Origin of the sequence: Leptolyngbya sp. FACHB-1624 (assembly GCF_047649235.1) — a bacterium.
GTDB lineage: Bacteria > Cyanobacteriota > Cyanobacteriia > Leptolyngbyales > Leptolyngbyaceae > Leptolyngbya > Leptolyngbya boryana.
Map to the genome: position 1 here is coordinate 4217933 of NZ_CP180258.1, position 16701 is coordinate 4234633.

Consider the following 16701-nt stretch of genomic DNA (forward strand, 5'->3'; position numbering starts at 1 on the left):
GACTTAACCCCTTACAAACGTATCGATAGAATGGGTGGGATTCTTAAAAGGACAAAAGCAAACAAGTCAGGGGTGAGTTCCACAAAGGAAACTCCTTGCATTACACCAACTGCCAATCAATGTAGCGAACCCCTTTGTTCACAATCCTATATTTGTTTATATAACCATACAGTTATCTTGTCAACAAAGGCGGCAACGGAGTAGTAATCCTGATTTTGAGATTGGGCTACGATCGTGCCTGAATCCAAGGAGAGCCAAGGAAATTAACACGCAGGCTTCATACCTCAGCGAAGGTGAACCCTTGCCCTCTCTTGCACTTCTCTTTGTACAGGATGGAGCAAGATTTACAGTTTTTAACAAAAAAATAATAGACGCGGCTTGAACTTTATATTATCGTATGGTTATATAGTATCAATAGGGCGATTCAAGCGAGTTACATGGAATTGGCTTTGGATGCCCTGCCAGGAGGTATTCGTGCCTGTCGATCAAGAGCTTCAAAAAACCGAACTTCAAGCAAAGCTAATTGGGTGTTCGAGGGGGACGTAGAACCTTGAGTGTTCCTCAGCAGATGCTTTGAATGCATTGACTCAACTGGTCATGACGTTGGCAAAGCTGATTGACCTGAACTATAGGAGCGGCATAAATATGGCAAATATTGTAGTGATCGGTGCAGGGTTAGGGGGGTTGCCAACGGCGTATGAGTTGAGGCATTTATTGCCCGATTGCCATACTGTCACACTCATCTCAGAACAACCTAAATTTACCTTTATTCCTGGTCTGGCGCGAGTTGCCCTGGACATTGACCCATTGGATCACTTTCAGCTTGAGATAGAGCCGTTAGCCAGACAACATGGTTTGGATCTGGTCAATGGTCGGGTAACGGCGTTTAATCCTCACAGCAAACGGATCACTGTTGAGAATGGGCAGACGATTGATTATGACTATGTAGTGATTGCCACGGGTCCGGGCTTTGCCTTTGACCAGATTCCCGGATTGGGACCGCATGGAGGCTACACCCATTCCATTTGTTCTGCCTCCCATGCGCTGGAAGCACGAGAAGCATGGCTTCAGTTTCTCGAAAAGCCCGGTCATTTCGTTGTAGGAGCCGCACCGGGAGCCGGATGCTTTGGTCCTGCTTACGAATTTGTCCTCATGGCAGACTGGATTTTGCGGCGCAAAGGACTCCGGGACAAGGCAACCTTAACGCTCGTCACCCCTGAACTGTCTCCCGTCAATTACATTGGCACATTTAGAGCATCAATTTTCTTCTCCTTTTTGCTACAAAATTGAACTTCAAATCGATGGAATGGGATCTGATCAAAATTGAAAGCAAGGTGTAGATCATAACCATCCAAAACGACAACTAAAAATGCTGTACTACTGATGTGGACTGAAATTGGACTCAATCTGAGTAGTACAGGGTCAAAAAAGCAGCAGAAATTGTCAAACTGAATCGTTGAAATCCAGGCTGGACGGAAGAACTTCTGCACTTTTAAGCAGAGCCTCAAGGTAAAGTGAGTTCAGGATAGGAGTGCTGAATTAAGTCGTGTGAGTGCGTGAGATTGCGGCTTGTTTGCGAAAACTCTCGGCTTGCATTTCGAGAATGGTCGCGTGATGGACTAAGCGATCTATGGCAGCGACCGTCATCATCGAGTCCGTAAAGATGCTATCCCACTGGCTGAAAGGTTGATTGGCTGTAATCAGTAGACTGCGCCGTTCATAGCGATGAGCAATCAACTCAAACAGCACCGAGGTTTCCGCCTCTGACTTTTTGACATAGCCCAAGTCGTCAATGATCAGCAGATCGTACTTATCGAGTTTGACAAGAAAAGCAGGTAATTGCAGTTGTAGTTTTGCTTGCTGAAGTTGCTGAACGAGCGTGGTGGCAGGCAGGAACTTCACCCATTTGCCCAACTCTATCATGGAACGCCCTAGTGCCGAACTGACATGTGTTTTCCCAGTTCCACTCGGTCCAAAGATGAGGATATTGGAGGCAGTTTGCAACCAACTGGTCGATTCGGCAAATTGCATCACCACTGCCGGATTGAGACTAGGAACATGAGCGAACTCAAAATTAGACCAGGATTTTCCGCAAGGCAATTGCGCTTCGGTGAGCGCGCGGGCAATCCGAGCCTGGTCGCGACGGGTTGCTTCCCCTTCGGCGAGTGCTAAGAGGAATTGAGCGTAGCTCCAATTCTCCTGAGTGGCTTGATGTTCGACCGTCTGCCAATCGGACAGGAAGTGGCTCAACTTGAGGCGTTTGAGCACCGTCGTCAGGGTTTGGTAGGGACTCAACTGGGACTGGGGATTGTTTCTGTGTTTGGAAGAGTTGGTCATAGCTCGATAGTGCGTGTTGCATTGAAGCAACTTCGGGAACAGGTAGGGATTTCATCAGATTGAATCGATGTTGGAGACGAGAGAGGGTGAATGTACCGGCTGCAAGCTCAGTTTTGAGATAGTTCGCCACTTCGACTTCTCGGTCTTGAGTGGCTGCAATGTACAAGGCCTCAACCATCCAACGAGCAGCAGTATCGGGATCAGTGCCGCGTTTCATCTGTTGCCAGAGTTCGCGCCAGTCGGCATCGGGCAGTAAGTCTTCCTGCCATTGGCAGTGCAGAAATGCTCTGGGTTTTCGACGCAGACTCTCGACGATATGGCGATAGTTGATGCAGCGCGCCCGTCGAATCGTTGCACTGCCATGGACATGAAGACGAGGCAACACAACGACTTGAGTCGTGCCGACAAAGCCCGCAATCTGGTCGTGATAGAGATGTAATGTCAGTTGCTGCCCAATCAGTCGAGACGGCACACTGTAAAGAATGCAACGCACACTGATGGTACTGTGGGCACTGACTCGACTACTTAAAACCTCATAATCCGCCGTCCGATATTGCGGTAAGCTTTGCAAAGTGGAACGTTCCAGCTCAAATTTTTGCTGGCACTTGGCATTGAGCTTTGCTATCACCGATTCGATGAACACCTGATACTGAGCGACACTCTCAAAATCAAAGCTGCCTCGACGGTACAGCGCCTGACACAATCGGCGTTTGAAGTACCCATGAGACGACTCGATGGAACCGTTTTCATGAGCCACGCCTGGGTTGTTTCGAGTCGGTTGCATCCGGTAGTGGTCACAGATCGCGGCATACATTTGCGTCAATTGCGGATTGCGGCTACCCGTGTTGCGATATGCCGCACTGAGACTATCGGTGCGATGTTGCTGGGGCACTCCTCCACAGGCAAACAGCGCATTTTGTAAGCCTTGGGATAAGCCCACAAAGCTCTCCCCACCCTGAATTACCTGCACATATTGCCACCCACTAAACGCCAGTCGATAGTGATACAAAATGTGCTGAAACGCTTGTCCTCTGACTGTTACGGTGACACCCTTGAGGTGCGTAAAGTCAGACAGTCCCAGGACTCCCGGAGAATGCTGAATCTTGAACATCACTTCTTTCGGTTTCCCGTGTTGAGCTTTCCAATCTTTGACCCGTCGTTCTACGGTTCTCAGTTTGTCGTCATATTGTCCGGGATATAACTCTTGCAGCGTTTCAAACAACGTGATGGGGTGTAGGCGAGGTTCTCGTTCTAGCATCGGAAGCAAGTCTGCTTCCCAATGCCCATCGAGTGGGTCTTTGCGGGTTTTCCAATCTCTCGGTCGTCCGCGTTTGGGTCGATGCGTCCCATTTTCAATCCGCTGGGCGGTACGTCTTGAAATCCCAGCTTTGGCTGCCGAGGTTTGTCGGGAATGTCCCGATTGTTTCGCGTTCATGTACAGTTGAACCTGTTGATATTTTATTGATACGGGCACTAGGAAGTCTCGAATTGCAAGTTTGGACGCATCCTAGTGTCTTTTCTTTGAAGATCTCGTTGGATCAAGATTGCTGAATCAAGCTGCTCGATCTGATCCGGTTTGCAAATGAGAAGGTGTTCTCTTATTTGGAAAATTTGGGGTGGGCAACGTAATTGTCAGTTGAGCCAATACAATTGTCGCGCCATACGAATATTGACATACTCGGATTGCAAGCCTTGAAAGCCTAAATCTACCTCGATTGGGATCTCATCCGGGATATGAAAAGCGATCTCCTCTTCCGCTTCAAATCGCTTATCGTGGAGCTTTCCCTCACGAGATGGACTCAACACTAACACTCGCTTGGTTTGGTCTACTGCCGCAAGATGCTTGCGAGTATGTCGGCGCTTTTTGCCGGAGTAGTTCTGCGTCTGAGTGTCTGGATCTTGCGGACGTTGAATCGGGCGCTCTGTCCCATCAATCATCACCCGCTCCACACCTGGAAACATTTCTAGGAACGCTTCAATACTCCGCAGCTTGCGCTCTGGTAGCACCATCTCATGACCCAACGCTGCTTCAAGAACAGGTTGCAGTTCGTGCATCCATTCGTGTGTTTGGGAGCGGTCCAGGTCAAACAAAATTCCCGCTAAATCAAACGTCGGGTAGCACTTGAAGTAGAGCAAAATATAGAACAGCTTCGCTTCTATGCTTTGCAGTCTCGCTTTGCGTCCACCTCCCCTTGCTCGTTTTCGCACGGGCTTTGCTGCTACTCGACTTGCCTCATACGCCTGCTCAAAACTCGGCAGCAAGGCATCAAAAGCTTTGCGATTTAGCCCTGTCAATGCTCGCAGCAGTCGGTCTTGGTTCAGTGCGCGTTCAAGGTTTAGCATCGGGTAAGATGACGGTTCTCTTGTCTATTATCACTTATTTCCCAACAGGTCTAATAATCGGTCAAGCCTAACGATAAAGTTGCTTGTGGGTGGATAATGCACAGTTCTTTGATCGATCGTAACCTTACAGTCCTTGTGAAGCGCTGTAGAGAATGGATAAAAATTAGATCCTGCTGTTCTGAAATGGGTGATGGCGAGATTGTCCTTGTGGTATGAAAGGTACGATGGTCTACTGGGTCTGTCAGGATGTAGTATATGGTGTTGCTCAAACTTCTAGGTTACGCGATCGGCAGTGTTGTGATGTACTGGGGCTTGCTATTCGTACTCGTTGCACCCTGGGTGTTGGCAGTACTGTTAGTTGTGCTGATCAACGGAGCTTGGAATCACATCACTGGCAAGACTGACGAATGGAAATGGTTTATTAATTGGACTGAATCCGTTGCACAAACAGTTCATCGATTTCAGTTTGAGTGGATTGGTTGGATTCCTGGCATTTTGATTCAGACGTGGTATGCCGGATATGCCGCGAATTTGGTGCACACCTCAGCTTTAGGAAAGACAACAACTGATGTGCTCATCCTTCAGTTAATGGGGGTCATTGGCATCATTGCAGCCGCAGTGATTTTTTACTGGCTTTATCGCTTGGTGGTGCAAGTTAAACTGAGTCAATGGATTTACATACTGGTGGGTGGCATTTCTTTAGTTGTCTATTTCGTATTTTTGCAACATCCCCAAGTGGCTCAGATATTGAGCGAAAGCTGGCAACACATCTTTGCAGCCCTACTTCCCGCTATGATGTCGCAATGATGAAGGGTTCTACGCAATTCTTGTCTCTTAAGATTAATCGGCGCACTAGGTGACAGGCTTTTTCCTTGACTAGGTAGATTAACAACACACTATCGAGCAGCTTGGAATAGCTGATCACACTCGATCGAGATAGCGCTATCTAGCAGGATGAAATCGACTAATTCTAGGATGGGGAAACGCTCTACTAGAGCTTTGTGGCATTCAATTTCAAGCAATATTGCAACCTCGTTAGGAAAATTATTCATAAAGATTTTATGAAGCCTTGATAGGGAAGAATTGAGGTTGAAATAATGAATCATCCCCCTTTCTGTATAGATTTCCCGATTCAACACCTGCTTAAAAATTTCTTTTGGAGTTCCGATCAACGATGAGTAGTAGAGATGCCCGAAACAGTTTCGCTCCTGGCTGTCACACCGGGAGACTTTTCTGATGATGCCTTGGTTGAAATTATTAAAGCAGTCGCGCTGTGTGGAGAGCAGCCGATCGCGCAATTGGCTTCGTTCATCCGCAATTTTCGCAGGCTGGAAGTACCGCTAGAGACGGATATTTCGCGGATTTGGAGAGATTCATACGTTGAATCGCTTTGTCATGCGCTGTATCTAGCATTGATGCAGGAAGAGTTGCTTGATTTTTTGGGGCGATTGGACTTGGATAAATTGAGAGCTTGGGCACAGCGATCGCGCTAATCGATCTGCTCAAGTTTTCTATCAAGACAGATTACTGAGTTTGGAGCAAAGACACGGAAAAACTCCGTTTCAGGTCTTCATTGAAAACTTGCTGCCACTCACCATGAAAACCAACACCCACTATGTAGCGATTTTTCATACAGCAAATTATTACAGTCAGTCCTCGCTCTAGCCAATCTGAAGCAACTGCGTAAGCATGGTCACGGTGTTGAGACTGAAAACAGGCGGCTTGATAGAATAGGTGTGCATCATAAGTAATGCCATCACAAAGGCGATCCTGAAACCAAAATCTGAAGAAGTGGCAGTCGCTTTGATTGGCAAGAAGCAAGGTCATAAGAGCAGCTAAATTTACACATGGATCAAAAAAGTTCTTCTTATGGTGCAATCTTTCCCAGACTGCTATTGACTTTGCGTTCTTTATGAAAACTTCTTTAGAAGACACGTAAACTTTAAAGAAACGGCATAATCGATGTGCTGTTAGCAATCGCGTTAAAGCAACACAGAAATTCCAAACAGAAGCACGATCGCGCAAATAACCGCCCACTTCAGCAGCAACATGCTGCCACGAAGCATGAGCAATTCGTGGCAGCATGTTGGGATAGAGTTGCTGCTGTGATGGGCGTTTGAAGCCACTAAGAATCCTATGGATGACCTAATCGTGAGCAAATTTGGATAGCAGCACAACGTCGATCCAGATCTGCTTACATCTCAAATTGCGATAGTGCATATGGCGCATGTTGCACAAATAGTGCTTGCCTCATTTGCCCTCAAACTTTGGAGTGCCAGACGTAGGGTGCCTGTTCAACAACATCATTGCGATGTCAGAAGAAGACTACTTCTGGAAAGCGGAGAGTTAAATATGGCTTTGAGTTAAGTTCAGCTTGCTAGCACAAGTGGCAGATGGAGTGCTGGAAGTAGGATGTGCTGCAACTAATTCGACTTTTCCAGTTTGGGGATTACGAGACCAAGCCGTCGCTTCTACGAGCGTGGCAGTCTGAGTTAAAGCTGGCGCGATCGCAGGTTTGTGAAAAGCCGAGAGATCACGCATATCATTCCAGGAACGATCGTGGCTCACGTTCTGAGTTGGATTTTGAGGAATCCCACCACGTCCTGTAATCACAAAACTACTGCCTTGAGTGCCGGAGCAAGCAGCTGCGACTTTTTGGTCTGAATCGATCAGCGTGGTAGAGAGTTGGACTAAGCCAGAGTTCGGATCGACTCCGACATTGTTGACTTCAACAGTGCCATTCACACCAAATTCAGAACTAGCGGTGATGTCGTTTTCAGGGGTTTGGCGATCGCGGTATTGTAATCCGATAATGCCTTGAGTCGTAATTAGGATATTTCCGCCTTTACCTTGAACCGCATTGGCGACAATGTCACTATCTTCTAATCCGACAATGATAGGTGCATCGATGGTAATGTTTCCGCCAGTCGAAGTTCCAGAGGCACTCGTGACGATTTTGCTACCCTGCCGGAGTAATAGCAGATCGCGAGCTTGAAGCCCGATATTGCCTTGGCTGCCCCCATTGACCTCTGCTTGCAAGCTCGCTCCATTATTGAGAAAGATAGTACCCGCAGCAATATTGAGGTTGCCTGCATCTCCGGTTCCGATGTTACTGACTGTGATATTAGCTCCATCTCGTACACTTAAACTATCAGTACTGATATTTACAGAACCTGCTGTAAATGCACTTGCCGAGGACGCAGAAATTGCACTCGGGGAATATTGCCCATCTACCAGAGTGAGAGAGCTCCCTTGCACATCTAGGGTATTAACATTGAGGTTCACATTTCCGGCAGGACCATTCCCCTCGCTAGAAGACGTGATTTGCCCACCATTAAAAACGCGCAAACTGTTGGCATTCAGATTAATGTTGCCTCCCTGGCCCGCACCATTCTGACCTAATGCCACAGTGATTCCACTGGAAGTTTTGCTAAAAGGCTCAAACACGAAATCGCTGACCTGCACATCGGTGGCTTGAATGGTGATATTTCCAGCGGTGCCCCGACCTGCCAGCACAGGGATCGGATTCCCTGAAATCGCACTAGAAATCGTTCCGCCTTGAGCAAGGGCGAGTTGCCCAGTGTTAATCGTAATATTGCCCCCTTGACCATCCACAAAATTTTGAATGGAACTAATGATTGCGCTAGTGAAATCGTTGGGGCTGTTGCCGCGAATCTCAAGACTCCGAGTCGCCGTCACGGAGATATCTCCAGCTTTACCCGTCGTCGGTGCGGGTGAGAAGAAGGGATTGCCCAGCAAATCAGTGCTGATGCGCCCACCATCTAGTAGGCGTACTTGATCAGCAGTGACCGTAATTGCTCCACTGTTATTCTGTTGCCCGCCTGAAACGATTGTTGTAATGGCACTTGCTACCTGAATCCCTGTCAGTGGATGGGGAGATGGCGTGTACCCACCAACTTCGATATCTGTAGCACGGATCGTAATGGATCCGGTTTTGGCGTTATTGATGGGAACAAAGGTTATCAAATCCGCTCCCCAGTTAATGGAGGTTACCCAAGCCCCGGTGGTCGCGCGTAATTGCGGAGTGTCAATCGTAATATCTCCAGCTGTCGCCCCGCTGCCTGTTATGCTGGTCGCTAAGCCTGGAGGGACCATATTAACCGCCTGAGACACCCCCAGTAGATTCACAAATTCTGTGGTCTGAACCACGATGCCCTGTCCACGCCCGTTGGCACCTGTCAATGATTCGATGTGTGAGCCATTTTGCAGAGTTAACCCCCGCGCTCGGATATTGATAGGACCTCCCGTAGCTCCACCAGTGTTGAGATAGGCGTAGTTCTGAAACGTAATATCTCCCCAATTTGGCGATGGCGATGCACTTGACAATTGCCAGTTTCCAGAATCGGGAATTCTCACCGTACCATTTCGCATTGCCCACAATTCCACATGATTATCAGGTGCGAAGAGCGTAGCGCTATTGACATCAACTTGTCCGCCAATCAGCGCCAGCGTTTGACTTGGAGCCATTGATAAGGTCGCTGGTCGAAAGAGAAAATTATTAATAGGTACTCCTTCGACTTGAATCGGTGCTGCATTGCTCCCCATTTGCAGACCGATCGGCACACTCATCGTCAGTAAGGGCGGACTACTAGGATTGACGGCACTAAACTCAGTCCCATCGGCAAACTGGATACTATTAGCAGTCGTTCCGACAAATGATCCGCCAATATTCAACTGGGCATTTGCCCCGAACAGAATGCCACTGGGATTCAGCAGAAACAAGCTGGCAGTACCATTGGCTTTGAGGAGTCCATCAATATTAGAAGCACTACCTCCGGTGACGCGGGCAAAGATAGTTTGTACATCTAAGGCATTATCAAACACCGCCGATCCACCCGTGGGTACTGAGAATTGGCTGAAGCTGTGGAACAGGTTAGCACCATTATTTGGACGAGTTCCGCCTGTAATTATGAAGTTAGGATTTCCTGTCACCACTGTGCCAAGGGTGCTATCAGGGACAACGGCTTGGGCACAAACTTTTTCTGAGATTGCAACTGCCCCTAAGATTGCCAAACCCAATTGGAATATGCATTTCATCGCTGCAAACCTCAGAACGATTAAGACGGTAGGTGTAGAGTGCCCTAATTCATTCATGGTGTAGTAGGGTATCTACCCTATTTATCCCCGATGAAAATTATTTCATCAGTAAAACTTACATGATTCGAGGCGGAGAAACCGCACGGTTGCGGCGCAAGACCCTGTTAGTGGATGTCAGCGAAAGCCTGATTGAACGCCAAAAGAAACAGCGCCTCTACTCCAGTAGGAAGCAGAAATGGCACACACTAAAACGATCTAATAAATAGCTCCCACTTTAGGAGTAACGGAGATCGTGGACATAGCAATCGCGTTAATTGATCAAGTCGAACGATTCAGAGGTGATTTGCACACACAAAAAACTCCGCAGCATCATGTCTCGGAGTTTTGCTAATCTTTGTTTTGACAGATAGCTATGCCGCGATCGCAAATCTCTCAGCTTTACACCAAGCAATGTAGATTGCTTTGTAGAAGGACTGAGTTTGGGGCAAGAACTCATCGAACGAATCAATTACCCAATCCGTTGCAACAGGCTGCATCCAAGTTGGATGCTCGGTTGCTTCATAGTTCATCAGTCGATCTCCCACAACGGGAGCTTGACCTAACATATTGAAACCGAACTCAAGCTCTGGCTTGCCGACTTCATCTAGTATGAAGTGTCAACTACCCTGCCAAAATTTCTCGTTCAACTTGACCGGATTGAGAATGTGAAAAGTAACCCGAAAAGTAATTGACACCCTAGAGCGACAACTACTTAGATGCGAAGACTGTACTACTGCATTGGACTAAATCTGGACTAGGTCGGCAGTAGTACAACGTGTAGGATCGCCAAAAATGGGTGAAGAGAAAATTCTAAACATGCGGAAATAGCGAGGGACTTCTGCGGGTTGGAGCAGCATGCCCTCACAAACCATGAGATCACATTCTTGGTTTTACTTTGCTTTAGATCGCTTGTCAGCGGTTTGTCTACGAAAACTCTCAGCTTGGATGTCCAGAATCAACGCATGATGAACAAGGCGATCTACTGCTGCGACGGTCATCATGGAGTCGCAGAAAATCTCATCCCACTGACTAAAGGGCTGATTGGCAGTGATGAGCAGACTGCCTCGCTCATAGCGGTGAGCAATCAGTTCAAACAGCACCGAGGTTTCTGCCTCTGTCTTTTTGACATAGCCCAAGTCATCGACAATCAGCAAGTCATAGCGATCTAGCTTGGTTAAGGCAGCAGGCAGTTGGAGATTTTGCTTCGCGTGCTGTAGGACTTGAACTAAAGCAGTAGCAGTACTAAATTTGACTCGTTTGCCGAGTTCGATTAAGCTGCGTCCCACTGCGCTTGCCAAGTGCGTCTTTCCCACACCGGATGCCCCAAATAAAAGTAAGTTCTCTGTCCGCTCAACCCAACCTGGATCTTCAGCGAGTTGCTTGAGAGTAGCAGGGTTGAGCTTGGAACAATGCCCAAATTCAAAGTTGGAGAACGATTTTGCTGCGGGTAACTGGGCTTCGGAGATGGCACGAGCAATTCGGGTCTGGCTGCGCTTCTCGGTCTCTAATTCGCACAGTGCCAGCAAGAACTGGGCGTAAGACCATTGCTCCTGAGTGGCTTTCTGTTCGAGGTGTTGCCAACCTGTGAGCATGTGGCTGAGCCGCAGGTGTTTGAGTTGTTGGCCTTAGTGATGTAGAAAAGTCCTGAAACGTCTGATTTATCGAGAGTCTCATGTGAGACAAGAATGGCTTGGGCGGGGCAAATTGTGAGAGGCTTAAGTTCCTACACAAAAACAATCTCATGCAACTGCCCCATCTGTATCGTGAACTAATCGACCAATTCCGTCAATGGATTCAACCGCGTGACCAACGGCACTTAGAGGGCGTATCCGAAGCGGTTGCTGCAATTCTACAATCCGAGAGCGCCTGCTTGAATCATTGGTTGCCCTATTTGAGCCATCGCGGTTGTACCGCCCGCAGTCACCATGCTCGCTTGAATTACTTACTGACCAATCCGCAGGTCAATGCTGAAACCTTCTATGTTCCATTATTGCAGCAATTGCTCTGTGCCTTTGCCGGGACAGACTTGCTGCTGACGCTCGATACCAGTGTGTTGTGGGATCAGTTCTGTTGGATTGGGGTCTGCTTTGTTTGGGGTGGACGCTCGTTCACCTTAGCTCAGATGGTTTTGGAACATGGCAGTGCAACAGTTGCTTTTGAAGCTTATCTTCCTGTCTTAGAGCAAGTTTTCAGCCTGTTGCCCTCTGATTGTCGGGTGACGCTGCTGGCAGACCGTGGCTTTGAGCATGGCGAACTGATGCGGTGGTGCAATCGACACGCATGGGACTGGTTGATTCGGGCTAAAAGCAATCTCACGATTACCCTCGCTCCCGGTGTATCGCAGTCTGTTGCTCAATTGCTGTCTCCAGTCGAGCAGGCTTACTTGTTCCCGAACGTGACAATTCTCGAAGACATCCCCTGCCATCTCGCCACTGCTACACTGCCAGGGGGACAAGAGCCTTGGGCTGTCCTCAGTAGCCAACCCCCTTCATTACAGACGTTTGAGCGCTATGGTCATCGCTTTGGCGGAATTGAACCGCACATTAAAGACTACAAATCTGCTGCCTTTGACATCATTGGCTCTCATTTACGCGATGCCACAGGGCTTACCCGTCTGTTCATGCTGCTCGATATGGCAACGCTGATTGCTTTGGTTTTAGGCTTTTTGCTCGTGCGTTGCGGTCAACGCAAACGGCTCGATTCCCATCCAGAGCGAGGCTTGAGTTTTCTGCAACTTGGTTTGCGCTATCTCAAACAACTTCGTCATTTGGGTCAACCCTTGCCCCGATTTCAGCCTCTGCCACGTCGGAGTCCACCGACGGCATGTGCTTCTCAAAGTAAGCGCGATCGTTTAAATCAAAGGATTCTATTCTCCAAAGTCACCACGTTCTCATCGTGAGACAGCAAAAAGTTTTCTACATCACTAAGGTTGTTGGCTCAGGATTTGATACGGGGTCTGACTCATGATGCAAGAGTTGGTCATAGAGGTCGAGATTGTGCTGCTCCACCACAATTGCAGGTGGAGCGGGAGTGTCAGCGAGTAACTGGAAATGGCGTTGCAGTCCGACCAGCGTTAACGTGCTGTGACGAAATTGAGTTTGTAAGTAATTCAGCACCGTCGCTTCATTGTTTTGAGTTGCAGCGATGTAAAGCGCTTCGACCATGAGGCGAGCCGCACTGTCGGGGTCAACCGATGCTTTTAATCGCAACCAGAATTCCCGCCAATCACTGTTGGGTAGAATTTCTTGTTGCCAAGCACAATACAGGAAAGCTCTCGGTTTTCGGCGCAGACTTTCGGCTAAGTGGCGATAGTCAATGCACCGCGCTCGTCGATGCGCTTCACTACCATGCACATGAATACGGGGCAATTCAACGACTTGCTGCTGATTGAAGTATCCGACAATCCGGTCATGGTAGAGATGCACCGTTAAGCGCTTTCCCACCAGACGTTCTGGAACGCTGTACAACACACACCGAATAGTGAGGGTTCTGTACTGGCTGACCTTCGCACTCAGGACTTCATAGTCAGGATAACGGTACTTAGGCAGGGATTGCAAGACTTGTTGCTCTTGTATAAACTTCTCATTGCATTTTGCATTCATCTTTGCAATGACTGTTTCAATCCAGCTTTGATACTCACTCACTGTCGCAAAATCGAAACTGCCGCGCAGCAATAACGATTGCTTTAATCGTCGCTTAAAATGTCCGTGAGAAGCCTCAATCGCTCCATTTTCATGTGCTACCCCTAAATTGTTGCGCGTGGCTTGCAGGCGATAGTGGGCGCAGACTTCCTGTTGAGCGACAAACCCACTAGCACCGTAGAGAACAACATCATAGGAACGCTCAGACATGGCAGCAAGACTTCAAGTTACTCTGATATGTTGACCTCCGACAGCGAGGACAAGAACGAGAGCGGTTAACTCATATTCTCAGCAAAACCTAGAATGGGCCGGTCTCGATGTTCATAGAGTAATTCACTCTGAGCATCAAACAAAAACGTTGCGCCGTGCTGGGTGAGGTAGGAGGAATCTGGCACATAGGTTTTCCAATGACTTAGCACTTCGGTCATATTTCGCAGTCGCAACTTCTAAAATCTGCGATCGCTTCTGGGCTAGAAGATCTTCAATACCCAAACCTGATTGAATTGCTATCCTCCGATCCTCGTCCTTCAAAATCGCATCGAATTGCTAGCTCTAGTTTAGAACACCCAATTCGGTCGGAGCATAATTATTCGCTGAGACAATGGGAGTGCGATATGTCATAGCGTATCTTCGTTCTGGCACGGTCGAAGTAATTCCACTTTTTGTTATGGATGCCGCGATCGAAGACTATACAACCTAATCAGGTGCATAACCTCGTGATCGCGGCATCCTAAACCTAGAGCAGCGACTGCATTTGATTGAACAACATCATGAAACTATTTCTGACTTTATCTCTAGTTGGAACAACGCTTCTCAGCCATTTTTCCCAAGCATTTCGCCTGCATCCTGTTGTCATTGCAGGTTTAACGACAGGGATGATCCTAACTTGCAGTATGACGATCGCTCAATCCGTGACAACAGGTTGGTTATTCAATGGACAAAGCACGCTCAACCAGATCACGCTCAACGGTATTAAATATACTGGAGAATGTGCTGCGGGTCCATTTTTTCCAGAACTGACAGGTACTTTCATCTCTCAAAAAACGCCTCCCGCACCTCATACTCGTGTCCTCATCAAAAACGTAACTTTGGGTGTTGCAACCGATCCAAATCCATATACCAATCGCGAATATGACGAACGCCGCCCTACTTCTGAAATTGCTAAGATGGATTTCTCACGAAAACATCGGATGCGGAGATGGGTTATGCTCTGATCTGGTGTATGGAAAATAAGGAGAAAAAAGGCGTATCCTGCTGAAAGACAAAAAAGATCAGATGAGGAATACACCGTGAACAATGATAACTTAATTGCATTCAAAACGCCAGGGACAACAGAAACATTCACAGATGCGCTGACAGAATTAGTGCGACAGGGCGCACAGCAAATTATCGCTCAAGCAGTCGAAGCAGAACTGAGTACATTTCTGAGCCAGTACCAGCAGTTAAGAGATGAACAAGGACGCAAAGCAGTGGTACGCAATGGATATTTACCCGAACGAACAATCGTCACCGGAGTGGGAGAGGTTGCTGTCCAAGTGCCAAAAGTCCGAGATAGAACGGGAAGCGGCATCAAGTTCAATTCGAGCTTACTTCCACCGTACTTGAAACGTTCGCGTTCGGTGGAAGAAGTGTTGCCTTGGTTGTATCTTAAAGGCGTGTCTACAGGCGATTTTAGTGAAGCATTGTCTTCGCTGCTAGGAGCCGATGCTGCCGGGTTGTCATCGAGTACGATTAGCCGCTTGAAAGCGAAATGGATTGAGGAACATGAACAGTGGCAACATCGCAGCTTGAAAGGCAAGCGGTATGTGTATGTCTGGGCAGATGGCATCTACTTCAACATTCGAGCCGAAGATGACCGCTCTTGTATGTTGGTGATCATTGGGGTCAGCGACACGGGACACAAAGAACTGCTGGGACTTGAGTTGGGATTTCGGGAGTCCGAGTTGAATTGGAACAGCTTACTGCTGCGTCTGAAAGACCAGGGCTTAAAAGAACCGCCAGAGCTAGCAATCGGAGACGGAGCATTAGGATTCTGGAAATCTTTACGGCAAGTGTTTCCCACGACGCAAGTTCAGCGTTGCTGGGTGCACAAAACTGCCAACGTTCTCAACACCTTGCCCAGTTCACAACAACCGCAGGCGAAGACAGCGCTCAGAGATATCTATCTCGCTGCCACTAAAGCGGACGCGGAGACTGCGTTTGACCGATTTATCAAGACTTACGAAACGAAATATCCCAAGACCGTGGAATGTTTAAGCAAAGACCGGACTGCATTGTTAGCCTTCTACAACTTTCCCGCCGAACACTGGTTGCATATTCGGACTTCAAATCCTATCGAATCAACGTTTGCCACCGTGCGCTTGAGAACCGATAAAACCAGAGGCTGTGTTTCACAGTCAAGTTTATTGTCTTTGGTTTTCAAACTCGTGCAGTCGGCTCAGAAGCGGTGGTTACGGATTCAGAAATTTAATCGATTGGCGGAGGTGATTGAAGGAGTCAAATTTACCGACGGAATTCGTGCAGGTGAGCGCGATCGTTTAAACCAGAAAAAAGATGCGGCTTGATTTTCTCGTACACCAGATTTGACAATATTCCGCGGAGATTTGGCGTTGTACAAGGGTTGAATACATTCGAATACACGATTAAACGACGAGATAAAGTCTTAGAAACTGGAACCTTTACTTCAAACATTACTACTAGTGTCCGTGAGGAGGAGCGCAATGCAACTTGGATTCGCGATAAGGTCTGTGCTAATAGGTCTGTTTCGCTAGATGTCTGTGCTGATGTTCGGAGCCGCCGCGCTCGACAATGCCAAGATGGTCGCGTTCTTGAATCGGAACTTACACCCGACGATCCTGAAATTACTAGCCGTATCTATAATGACACCGGAGAAACCCTCACGTTTCGATATGATAATCGAGAATATCGGCTCTCGCCAGGAGAATATACAACACTCAGAAGTTTTGAAACACCGTTCTCTGAATCTCTTTACTTCAATACGACCTGTAAAAACTGTCGCAGATTCAGTTCATCTAGTAGCTTCACTCCTGGTAAACGCTATCGATTTACTGCAAACAAGCATGGTGAAACTCGAACGATTCAACTAGAAGATTATCCTCGCTCGAATTACTAGAAGAATTGAAAAATGGCTTCAGTAAAGATTCTCCTAGTTCTCCCAAAATCCCCCTGAACTCCCTTCAAAATGATAAAGGTGTTACTGATTGAGTAACACCTTTCACTCATCAACAGAATAGACGTATTCTCCACATAGAAAAGTACTTTG

The 16701-nt window shown here is 47.7% G+C and carries 14 protein-coding genes and 2 pseudogenes; 7 read left to right on the forward strand and 9 right to left on the reverse strand.

Features of this window, described 5'->3' with window-relative positions; translation table 11 throughout:
* Positions 1–645: 645 nt before the first annotated feature.
* Entirely contained in the window at positions 646–1290 is a 645-nt protein-coding gene (locus ACMUEV_RS19995) for an NAD(P)/FAD-dependent oxidoreductase (protein WP_190653903.1), read from the forward strand.
* A 249-nt stretch (positions 1291–1539) separates the two neighbouring features.
* On the opposite strand, the gene istB (ACMUEV_RS20000) is transcribed toward ACMUEV_RS19995, so the two are convergent.
* From istB (ACMUEV_RS20000) to ACMUEV_RS20010, 3 genes and pseudogenes are all read right to left on the reverse strand, one after another.
* Complete coding sequence (istB, locus tag ACMUEV_RS20000; protein ID WP_415354657.1) at positions 1540–2337, reverse strand: IS21-like element helper ATPase IstB; 798 nt, start codon at positions 2335–2337, stop codon at positions 1540–1542.
* Between the two features lie 379 nt (positions 2338–2716).
* Positions 2717–3772 (reverse strand): annotated as a pseudogene (istA, locus tag ACMUEV_RS20005) (IS21 family transposase); the annotation flags it as partial.
* Between the two features lie 197 nt (positions 3773–3969).
* Positions 3970–4680, reverse strand: coding sequence for a transposase family protein (locus tag ACMUEV_RS20010; protein WP_415354658.1), 711 nt, complete (start codon positions 4678–4680; stop codon positions 3970–3972).
* A gap of 255 nt (positions 4681–4935) precedes the next feature.
* Between ACMUEV_RS20010 and ACMUEV_RS20015 the strand changes: the two genes are divergently transcribed.
* Positions 4936–5487 carry a hypothetical protein gene (locus tag ACMUEV_RS20015; protein ID WP_190650907.1) on the forward strand — a complete coding sequence of 184 codons (552 nt, stop codon included), beginning with the start codon at positions 4936–4938 and terminating at the stop codon, positions 5485–5487.
* 380 nt (positions 5488–5867) lie between these two features.
* A complete protein-coding gene (locus ACMUEV_RS20020) occupies positions 5868–6173 on the forward strand; it encodes a hypothetical protein (protein ID WP_190650909.1) in 306 nt (101 codons plus the stop codon).
* A 31-nt stretch (positions 6174–6204) separates the two neighbouring features.
* Here the strand turns inward: ACMUEV_RS20020 and ACMUEV_RS20025 are convergent, their stop codons facing one another.
* The 4 genes from ACMUEV_RS20025 to istB (ACMUEV_RS20040) form a co-directional block, all read right to left on the reverse strand.
* Positions 6205–6765 (reverse strand): hypothetical protein, encoded by a 561-nt coding sequence (locus ACMUEV_RS20025; protein WP_190650912.1) that lies wholly within the window; start codon positions 6763–6765, stop codon positions 6205–6207.
* A gap of 261 nt (positions 6766–7026) precedes the next feature.
* Positions 7027–9738, reverse strand: coding sequence for a filamentous hemagglutinin N-terminal domain-containing protein (locus ACMUEV_RS20030; protein WP_190650914.1), 2712 nt, complete (start codon positions 9736–9738; stop codon positions 7027–7029).
* Positions 9739–10148: 410 nt separating this feature from the next.
* Positions 10149–10343 carry a hypothetical protein gene (locus tag ACMUEV_RS20035; RefSeq protein WP_190650916.1) on the reverse strand — a complete coding sequence of 65 codons (195 nt, stop codon included), beginning with the start codon at positions 10341–10343 and terminating at the stop codon, positions 10149–10151.
* 324 nt (positions 10344–10667) lie between these two features.
* On the reverse strand, positions 10668–11384 hold the full coding sequence (istB, locus tag ACMUEV_RS20040) for an IS21-like element helper ATPase IstB (protein ID WP_277880330.1): 717 nt from the start codon (positions 11382–11384) through the stop codon (positions 10668–10670).
* Between the two features lie 134 nt (positions 11385–11518).
* Here istB (ACMUEV_RS20040) and ACMUEV_RS20045 point away from each other — a divergent pair, with 134 nt between their 5' ends.
* Complete coding sequence (locus ACMUEV_RS20045) at positions 11519–12676, forward strand: transposase (RefSeq protein WP_415354608.1); 1158 nt, start codon at positions 11519–11521, stop codon at positions 12674–12676.
* A 28-nt stretch (positions 12677–12704) separates the two neighbouring features.
* On the opposite strand, the pseudogene ACMUEV_RS20050 reads toward ACMUEV_RS20045, so the two are convergent.
* Positions 12705–13565 (reverse strand): annotated as a pseudogene (locus tag ACMUEV_RS20050) (Mu transposase domain-containing protein); the annotation flags it as partial.
* Between the two features lie 128 nt (positions 13566–13693).
* On the reverse strand, positions 13694–13846 hold the full coding sequence (locus ACMUEV_RS20055) for an AhpC/TSA family protein (RefSeq protein ID WP_287457291.1): 153 nt from the start codon (positions 13844–13846) through the stop codon (positions 13694–13696).
* Between the two features lie 342 nt (positions 13847–14188).
* Between ACMUEV_RS20055 and ACMUEV_RS20060 the strand changes: the two genes are divergently transcribed.
* The 3 genes from ACMUEV_RS20060 to ACMUEV_RS20070 all read left to right on the forward strand — a co-directional run bounded on the left by ACMUEV_RS20060 (position 14189) and on the right by ACMUEV_RS20070 (position 16551).
* Positions 14189–14632, forward strand: coding sequence for a hypothetical protein (locus tag ACMUEV_RS20060; RefSeq protein WP_415354659.1), 444 nt, complete (start codon positions 14189–14191; stop codon positions 14630–14632).
* 75 nt (positions 14633–14707) lie between these two features.
* The gene (locus tag ACMUEV_RS20065) at positions 14708–15982 is read left to right on the forward strand and encodes an IS256 family transposase (RefSeq protein WP_415354660.1); all 1275 of its coding nucleotides are present in this window, start codon (positions 14708–14710) and stop codon (positions 15980–15982) included.
* Between the two features lie 56 nt (positions 15983–16038).
* Positions 16039–16551, forward strand: coding sequence for a hypothetical protein (locus ACMUEV_RS20070; RefSeq protein WP_190651065.1), 513 nt, complete (start codon positions 16039–16041; stop codon positions 16549–16551).
* The last annotated feature ends 150 nt before the right edge of the window (positions 16552–16701 follow it).